The sequence below is a fragment of the Streptococcus suis genome (genome assembly GCF_016743335.1).
GTDB classification, from domain to species: Bacteria; Bacillota; Bacilli; order Lactobacillales; family Streptococcaceae; genus Streptococcus; species Streptococcus suis_Y.
Map to the genome: position 1 here is coordinate 1 of NZ_WCJE01000062.1, position 8,094 is coordinate 8,094.

Consider the following 8,094-nt stretch of genomic DNA (forward strand, 5'->3'; position numbering starts at 1 on the left):
AAATACGAAGAAAAGCCCTTAGAAAATCAATTCTAAGGACTTTGTCTTCAGTCTGAGGAGGGTTTCCCCTCCTTATTTTTGTGCAGATGGGAGGATTTTGGAAGGATGATGACACTCTTTGTTCCAAGCCTACCTTAGTCGGTAATACTTTTTGAAATTAAACATATCTGTAGTCAACTTACCTTGCTGAACTCAGGTCGACCCTAGGATCCCATTGATTTTCATTGAGCATAAAATAGCCGATTTCCTCACAAGTGCGCTACTCTTCTAAAGAACAGGTGGCTATTGTTGACTTGCTCCGATCTTTATTTCTATGGAGAGCGAAATAGAGAACAATAGAAAAAGACAAACACTGTAAATAAGATGTTTGTCTTCTTCTCGGAAAGGGATGCACGAATATTCCTTTAAGTTTGTTAGAGAATAGGGGAATAAACCTTTGGGTTACTCGACCTTATCCAAGGTTACAAAAACATTAGGTTCTGATACTAGGTTGTATTTAGCTTCGACAGCAGGATCAGCAGGATTTCCCCACATAACAACCTTGTATTGTCCACCTTCTAGGATAAATCCTGGTGCAATTCTTCCTCCTAATCCAGTCATTCCAGGGAGAAGAGCCGAATATTCCCCCTCTGCCTCGCGGATTAGGTAGTGGTTTGGAGCATATTCAACTAGATCTGTAACTCGGGCTGTGTAGGTATGGATGAGGTGTTCTCCTTCCTCGTTTTCACTAAGTCGAAAATCTTCATAAGTAGTAAAGGTACCGTCTGCGCTGATAGTTACCTCAATATTACGCGCTTGTTGGCTACTTCCTTGCCATTTTCCAACTAGACTGTCGGGAATAGTGGTAGCTGGTAGGGTTAGGAGCTGAGTGTGAGTCGTTTCGGTACTTAGGACACTTTCTTTGGCTTGAGAGTTCTGAGTTTCCTGGTTTTGTTGACTAGCCTCTGCTGATGAATTGGTTTTAGTTGTAGTTTCTTGGGAACTAGCAGGCTTGGAGGAACTAGTCTGCTTGGTGCTTGCTTCTGTCTGGCTTTCTTGTTTTTTTGCTGAACAAGCTGTCAATAGACAGGTTACAGAGAGCAACAATACTGAGTAGTTGAATATCTTTTTCATTTGTTCTTACCTCCACTTATAAACAGAGTATAACAAATAAAAACAAGCTCGTCAACACAAAATTGTAATATTTGTAACATTTTTGTAACAAAAGAAATGTTTTTGTTATCTTTTTCTGAAAAACTCTTCAATATCTGCCTGATCTATGCCAATCATGGGGTCGATGGTTAGCAGGTTGTCCACCGTCAGAATATATTCTCTGGGTTGGGCACTTGTTTTTTCTGGCTGGTCTTGGTCAAGAAGGGAGAGTTGTTGGTTGTTTTCTGTTACTGGCTCTGTCTGTTCTAGCTTATCTGACTGGGCAGGTGGCTGGCTTGGCTTGGCTGTGGCTGTTTTGCTTTTGTCTTTTTCAGTCAGGCTTTCCTTGCTGTCCTGCTCTGCCATTTCTCCTTGGAAACGTGGGACCAGATAGGTTTTGCGGACGGTGCCGGCGTTTTTGACGGCATAGTCAAAGGCGGAGATTTCGCCCAAGAGGATGAGCTTGCTCTTGGAGCGGGTGATGGCTGTGTAGACCAGGTTGCGCTGGAGCATGCGGTGACTGGTGCGGGTGATGGGAAGAATGACGACCTGGAACTCGCTGCCTTGGGACTTGTGAATGGACATGGCATAGGCCAGAGTGATTTTGTACCATTCGTTACGGGGATAGGTGACCTCGCTACCGTCGAAGTTGATGGTAATCTCGTCCTGCTTGGAGTCGGTGTACTTGGCAGGCAGGAGGTCGGTAATATAGCCCAAGTCGCCATTGAAGACATTGGCTTCGGCGTCGTTGACTAGATGAATGACCCGGTCGTCTTGGCGGAAGGCGTGCTCGTTATGGAGGAATTCTAACTCTCCCTCTTCCAGTGGATTGAGCAGGGCCTGGGTCATGGTGTTGAGTTGGTCAATGCCTGCGGCCCCACGGTACATGGGAGCGAGGATTTGGACTTCGTTTGCAGGAATTCCCGACTTGATGGCTGCGCCGACAATGCGCTCAATCAGAGCTGGAATTTGTTCGTTTTGCGCTTCAAAATAGGAGCGGTCAGCCTTTTTCTCACGGAAATCGCTCGGCAGAGCCCCTTGGCGAATCTGGCTGGCTAGGGTAACAATGGTCGAATCATCGGATTGACGATAGATGCGTTCCAGAGTGATGCTGGGGAGCTTGTCAATTTTCAAGAGGTCAGCAAGGACCTGACCGGGACTGACGGAAGGTAATTGCTCCGCATCGCCAACAATCAAAACTTGGGTTTGGGAGGAGATGTTCTGGAAGAGCTGGTTTGCCAGCCAAGTATCTACCATAGAAAACTCATCCACGATGATGAAATCAGCTTCGAGGTAATCATCTCGGTAGGATTCTTCCTGTCCTTCTACCAGACCGAGGTGGCGGTGGATGGTGGCGGAAGGCAGCCCTGTCAATTCATTCATCCGTCTGGCTGCTCGTCCAGTTGGAGCGGCTAGGAGGACAGGGCATTCTTCTCGGTTGCGAGTCAGGTCAATCTTATGCAAGATGGCATAGACCGCGATAATACCGTTGATAACCGTTGTTTTTCCTGTCCCTGGTCCGCCTGTCAGAATGAAAAGCGGATTGGTAATGGCTTGGACAATGGCTTCTTTTTGAATGTCATCGTAGGTGAGAGAAGACATGCTTTCCAGCTCTGCTATGGCAGCCTCAACGTCTGTGCGTGGGAAGGGTTTGAAACCATTTTTTCCCATCAGGCGAGTTAGGTTTGTATGAATTCCTTGCTCGGCAAAGTAGAGGCTGTTGTCGAAAATCTTAGTGCCTTCTTGTTGGACCTTGCCATCTTCTATCAGTCCAGTCAACTCTTGGGCAACTGCGGCAGGGTCCAGCTCGGTATGGCGGGATTTTTCCAGCAGTTCAAGGGTTGCTTCCAGCAAGTCTCTGGCCTCCACATAGGTATCGCCTGTTTCCATGGAGCGATGGATGAGGCTAAAGAGCATGCCAGCCCGAAAACGTTGGGGAGAATCACTGGCAATTCCCAGGTTTTCCGCAATCCTATCGGCAATGGTAAAGCCGAGCCCCTGGACATCTTCGACCAGTTGATAGGGATTTTCTTCAATAATCTGAAGTGTTTTTTCTTTATATTGGTCTTGGATTTGAAAGGCCAATTTATTGGGAATGCCATACTCGGCTAGTTTTGCCAAGATCAGCTCGGTTCCATAATTGAGGCGGAGTTTTTCGACAAATGCCTGCATGTTCTTGCTGGATAGGCCTGTGATTTGAGTTAGTTTTTCAGGTTCAGCTAAAATTTTGTCGATTGTATCCTCTCCATAGAGTTCAACAATTTTTTCAGCCGTTTTGCGTCCAATTCCCTTGAAATGCTCGCTGGAGAAATACTTGACCAGACCAGCTGAGGTAGGCTTGCTGCGTTCGTAACGCGAAATTTGCAGCTGCTGACCATACTTGGGATGGGTGACCAGATTGCCATAGAAACGATAGTCTTCTCCTTCAATGACATCGGCAATCGTTCCGGTCACAATAATTTCGTAGTCATCATAGTCTGCGTCTGTCTCCTCAATTTCAAGGAGAAGGATTTTATAAAAATTACTAGGATTTTCAAAAATAATCCGGTCAATGGTGCCGGTAAAATACACTTCGTTCATAGAGTTTATTTCCAATAATAATGAAAAGGGAGTGGGAAAGAACTCGCATAGACCAAAAAGAGTTCCCCTCACTTCCAAATATGCAGGTTCGGGCTAAAATAGTCCACTGGACTATTTTACTCCCAACCCGCACAGCTCCAACAGTCAGAGTAGTGACTGTTGGAGGTTGGAAATGAAGCGAACCCGTTCGCATCAGCCATATAGGTCAGATTTTGAGTGTAAAACACGAATTGCTGAGATTTGCTTCGCAAATCTTATCTCCAACCTTTAACAGTCCACTGGACTGTTAAACCCAATCAACCACTGCGCTGGGATGTTGACACGAACTCTGAGAAGTGGTACTGTGCTTTTTGTTCCAAACTTGTTTGTATTAATCAACAGTCCCAATACGGTTGAGAGGCCACATGCGAAAGACAACTTCTCCTTTGATGTTTTCACGGGAAAATGTTCCTACACTACGACTATCTAGTGAGACAAGGCGGTCATCTCCCATCAGGTAGTATTGTCCTTCTGGGACTGTCACGGTAAAGTCTACGTAACCATTGGCATCTTGTGTGAAAGCTTCAGCAGATTGGGCCACAGCTTGGAATTGTTTGTTGTAAGAATAGACTTCTTGAAGTTTATCTTTCTGGAATGCAGCTAGATATTCATCTAAGTAAGGCTCGTCCACTTTTTGGTCGTTAACATAGAGGACATCGTTTTCGTAGCGAATGGTGTCACCTGGCATACCAATCACACGTTTGACAATCAGTTTTTCCTTGCCGTCGCTGTCTGTCTCACTGGCTACAACAATATCAAAGCGGTCGATAGAGGATGTTTTGAGCATGATGAGTTTTTCTTGGTGTTGAAGCGTTGGGTCCATGGAATGGCCATCGACAGATACAGGATTCCAGATAAAGTAACGACTGGCAAAAAAAGCTGCCATAAACAGTAAAAAGATGCCCCATTCAGCTAAGAAGGCGACTAGTGGTGAGCGTTTTGTTTTTTGGATTGCTCCCATATTTTTTCCTCATTTCAATAATTTTTGTGCTTTTTGCGTATTGGCAAAGTGGAGTTTGGCAGTCTCATTGAGACCAGCCATACCATATTGTTTTAAGATGCTTGCTGCGACATGGTCGGACTTACTGCCAGCTCCTGAAGGCAGGCTTCTGCCTACCAATTGACCAAGCTGGACAAGATTTTCTAAAAACATACTTCTTGCAATAATAGAAGATACTGCCACAGCCAGATACTTGCCCTCAGCCTTTTCTTCCAGAGTGACGGGGGTGGCAAATTGGTTGGCTTCCTTTTGCAAGTATTTTTGATAATTTTGACTGGAAGTGAAGGCGTCAATGACAATCTTCTCAGGCTGGACACCCTTTTGCAAGAGTAGGAAAATAGCCTGATTGTGTAGGGCGACCTTGACAGACACCGCATTGTAGCCTTGCTCGATGACTTCGTTGTATTTTTTCGGTGACAATAGCAGAGCTTGGTGGGGGATTTTCTCTTTTAAGAGAGGAGCGATTTGGCAAATTTTTTGGTCTGTCATTTTCTTGGAATCATCCACACCAAGCGACTTGAGAAAGGTATGATCTTCTGGGCGGACAAAACTAGCAACGACTGCCAAACCTCCAAAATAAGACCCATTTCCCACTTCATCCGTCCCAATCATGGGTAGGTCTTGACCAGGTATGGTCGTCTGTCCAGAGCTTTCTGGCTCATAGCCCCAGAGCCCTGCTTCCTGCTCTGCCATTTCCCCCTGAAAAACGACTTTTCCAGAAGTGTAGATGGACAGGCTGGCACCGGTCAGTTTGAAAAATGCTTCTATATAAGGATTTTTGCTGGTCTGCCGATAGCGGTCATAGTGAGCCATCATGGCTTGTTTTTGCTGGGCAGATGCCTTTAGTACAACGGTATTCATGTTCTTATTGTAACACAAATGCTAGTTAGAGTGTGCAGAAAAGGGTGGTTTTTACTATAATAGGAGGAGAAAGTGAGGTAGACAATGAAAGATCAAGTACAGTACAAGTGGGCGTCCCTGGGAACAGGTGTCATTGCCAATGAATTGGTTCAGGCCTTGCAGGCTATGGGGGGAAATCTTTATTCGGTAGCCAACCGTACCTATGACAAGGGTGTGGAATTTGCGCAAAAATATGGCATCGAGAAAGTTTATCGAGAAATCGATGAAGTGTTTGAGGATCCTGAAGTAGACATTATCTATATTTCTACGCCTCACAATACCCATATCAATTATTTGAGAAAGGCCTTGAAGGCTGGAAAGCATGTCCTCTGTGAAAAGTCTATTACGCTTAATTCAGAAGAATTAGCAGAAGCTATTCAATTAGCTGAGGAAAATCAGGTCGTCTTGGCGGAGGCCATGACCATTTTCCACATGCCAATCTATCGTCAGTTGAGCGAAGTGGTTGCAAGTGGCAAGCTGGGAGAGTTGAAGATGATTCAGATGAACTTTGGTAGCTACAAGGAATATGACATGACCAACCGCTTTTTCAATAAGAACTTGGCCGGCGGTGCCCTCTTGGATATTGGTGTCTACGCTCTGTCCTTTGTCCGTTGGTTTATGACGGAAAAGCCAAATCAAGTTCTATCTCAGGTCAAATTGGCTCCGACAGGTGTGGATGAGCAGGTAGGGATTTTGCTCAACAATGATGCAGGGGAAATGGCGACCATCGCCCTGACCCTCCATGCCAAACAGCCAAAACGGGGTACTATTGCCTACGATAAAGGCTACATCGAGCTCTACGAGTATCCTCGTGGTCAGAAGGCAGTCATTACCTATACCGAAGACGGTAGTCAAGAGGTAATCGAAGCGGGTGATACAGCCAAGGCGCTATCTTATGAAGTGGCGGATATGGAAAAAGCTGTCGCAGGCATCGAAAACACCATGCACCTAGCCTATACTCGGGATGTTATGGAGATCATGACCCAACTCCGCAAAGAATGGGGCTTGGTTTATCCAGAAGAAATGTAGAGCAACTTTATTTGGATAAGTATTGAGGAACAAGTGATGGCCTGTTGTCAGTTTTCTACTTGTTCTTTTTTCTTAATGTGTCGGCTATGTAACAAGTATATGGATTTGATGACGAAAAATGTCTAAGATTACATAGTGGATACAGTTTATTTAAAAGAGACAGAAATGACTTGTTTTTCAGGTCTGATTTAGGTAAGATATACCCAACCCAAATGAAAAGGAATGATTATCAGAATGAAACGTAAGAGAACAAATAAACCACAACATATGCGTCGCAAGAGAAAAACTTCCCTTTTGCAAACAAATAAAAAAATGATGTACGCCTCAAGCTTGGCCCTTTCACTTTTCACAACTGGTATGGTTAGTCCACAAGTTCTCGCTTTGGAGTGGACGCCACGCAGTGTGGAGCAAATCATTACTGAACTCACAAACAATGAGGGTCAGTTAACTTATACGGTTAAGTATGGTGATACCCTCAGTGCTATCGCTTCAGCTATGAATGTTGATATGCATTTGTTGGCGAAAATCAATCAAATTGCAGATGTCAACTTGATTTTCCCTGATACGGTACTGACGACGACTGTTGACCAAAACAATCAAGTGACTCAGGTTGAGATTGAAGCTCCTGTTCAGGGAAGCACAAATGAGACCGTTCAGGCAACTGTTGACCTAACAACCAATCAAGTAACGGTTGAGGATACGGTTGTTCCCTTGGATCAAATTTCATCAGTTACCGACTCAGCACCTGTAGAGGAAGTTGTAGAACAACCTGTGGTTGAGGCACCTGTAGAGGAGGTTGTAGAACAGCCTGTAGCAGAAGCGCCTGTGGAGGAAGTTGTAGAGCAACCTGTGGTTGAGGCACCTGTAGAGGAAGTTGTAGAACAGCCTGTAGTAGAAGCACCTGTAGAGGAAATTGTAGAGCAGTCTGCAGTAGAAGCACCTGTAGAACAGCCTGTAGTTGAAACTCTACAAGTGACAGCCCTATCAACCACTACAACAAGTACAAGTGCTTATGATGTCGGTTTGCAACCTCAGGTAGCAGCCTTCCGCGCAGAAGTAGCTAATGCCTTCGGTATTACTTCCTTCTCAGGTTACCGTCCTGGTGATTCTGGCGACCATGGTAAGGGATTGGCAATTGACTTTATGGTACCACAAAGTTCAGCACTTGGGGATCAAGTAGCAGAATATGCTATTGCCAATATGGGTGCGAAAAATATTTCTTATATTATCTGGAAACAACGTTTTTATGCTCCATATGCAAGTATTTATGGACCTGCATATACTTGGAACTTGATGCCAGACCGTGGTAGCGTTACTGAAAACCACTACGATCATGTGCATGTATCTTTTAATTAGACTTACAAAAATAACCGTTTCAGCCTTATCTGAAACGGTTATTGCTTTATATGTAGTAA

At 44.8% G+C, this 8,094-nt stretch carries 6 protein-coding genes; 2 read left to right on the forward strand and 4 right to left on the reverse strand.

All coding sequences use genetic code 11. The annotated features are described in order from the left end of the window. Positions 1–441: 441 nt before the first annotated feature. The 4 genes from F9856_RS11305 to rnhC form a co-directional block, all read right to left on the reverse strand. Complete coding sequence (locus F9856_RS11305) at positions 442–1,113, reverse strand: hypothetical protein (protein WP_202106663.1); 672 nt, start codon at positions 1,111–1,113, stop codon at positions 442–444. 105 nt (positions 1,114–1,218) lie between these two features. Beyond that, positions 1,219–3,711: an ATP-dependent RecD-like DNA helicase gene (locus F9856_RS11310; protein ID WP_202106664.1), complete on the reverse strand. Its 2,493-nt coding sequence runs from the start codon at positions 3,709–3,711 to the stop codon at positions 1,219–1,221. Between the two features lie 370 nt (positions 3,712–4,081). Next, positions 4,082–4,711 (reverse strand): signal peptidase I, encoded by a 630-nt coding sequence (gene lepB / locus F9856_RS11315; protein ID WP_011921809.1) that lies wholly within the window; start codon positions 4,709–4,711, stop codon positions 4,082–4,084. A 9-nt stretch (positions 4,712–4,720) separates the two neighbouring features. Then, a complete protein-coding gene (rnhC, locus tag F9856_RS11320; protein WP_202106665.1) occupies positions 4,721–5,611 on the reverse strand; it encodes a ribonuclease HIII in 891 nt (296 codons plus the stop codon). Between the two features lie 84 nt (positions 5,612–5,695). On the opposite strand from rnhC, the gene F9856_RS11325 reads away from it, so the two are divergent. Together F9856_RS11325 and F9856_RS11330 are read left to right on the forward strand one after the other, a co-directional pair. Further along, a complete protein-coding gene (locus F9856_RS11325; RefSeq protein ID WP_202106666.1) occupies positions 5,696–6,679 on the forward strand; it encodes a Gfo/Idh/MocA family protein in 984 nt (327 codons plus the stop codon). A 234-nt stretch (positions 6,680–6,913) separates the two neighbouring features. Next, positions 6,914–8,035, forward strand: a complete 1,122-nt coding sequence (locus F9856_RS11330; RefSeq protein WP_202106667.1) for a LysM peptidoglycan-binding domain-containing protein — start codon at positions 6,914–6,916, stop codon at positions 8,033–8,035. Positions 8,036–8,094 lie beyond the last annotated feature (59 nt).

Bases quoted from the DNA above. Each gene is read 5' to 3' on its own strand.
- F9856_RS11305 (WP_202106663.1), bottom strand. From the start codon at position 1,113: ATGAAAAAGATATTCAACTACTCAGTATTGTTGCTCTCTGTAACCTGT.
- F9856_RS11310 (WP_202106664.1), bottom strand. From the start codon at position 3,711: ATGAACGAAGTGTATTTTACCGGCACCATTGACCGGATTATTTTTGAA.
- lepB (WP_011921809.1), bottom strand. From the start codon at position 4,711: ATGGGAGCAATCCAAAAAACAAAACGCTCACCACTAGTCGCCTTCTTA.
- rnhC (WP_202106665.1), bottom strand. From the start codon at position 5,611: ATGAATACCGTTGTACTAAAGGCATCTGCCCAGCAAAAACAAGCCATG.
- F9856_RS11325 (WP_202106666.1), top strand. From the start codon at position 5,696: ATGAAAGATCAAGTACAGTACAAGTGGGCGTCCCTGGGAACAGGTGTC.
- F9856_RS11330 (WP_202106667.1), top strand. From the start codon at position 6,914: ATGAAACGTAAGAGAACAAATAAACCACAACATATGCGTCGCAAGAGA.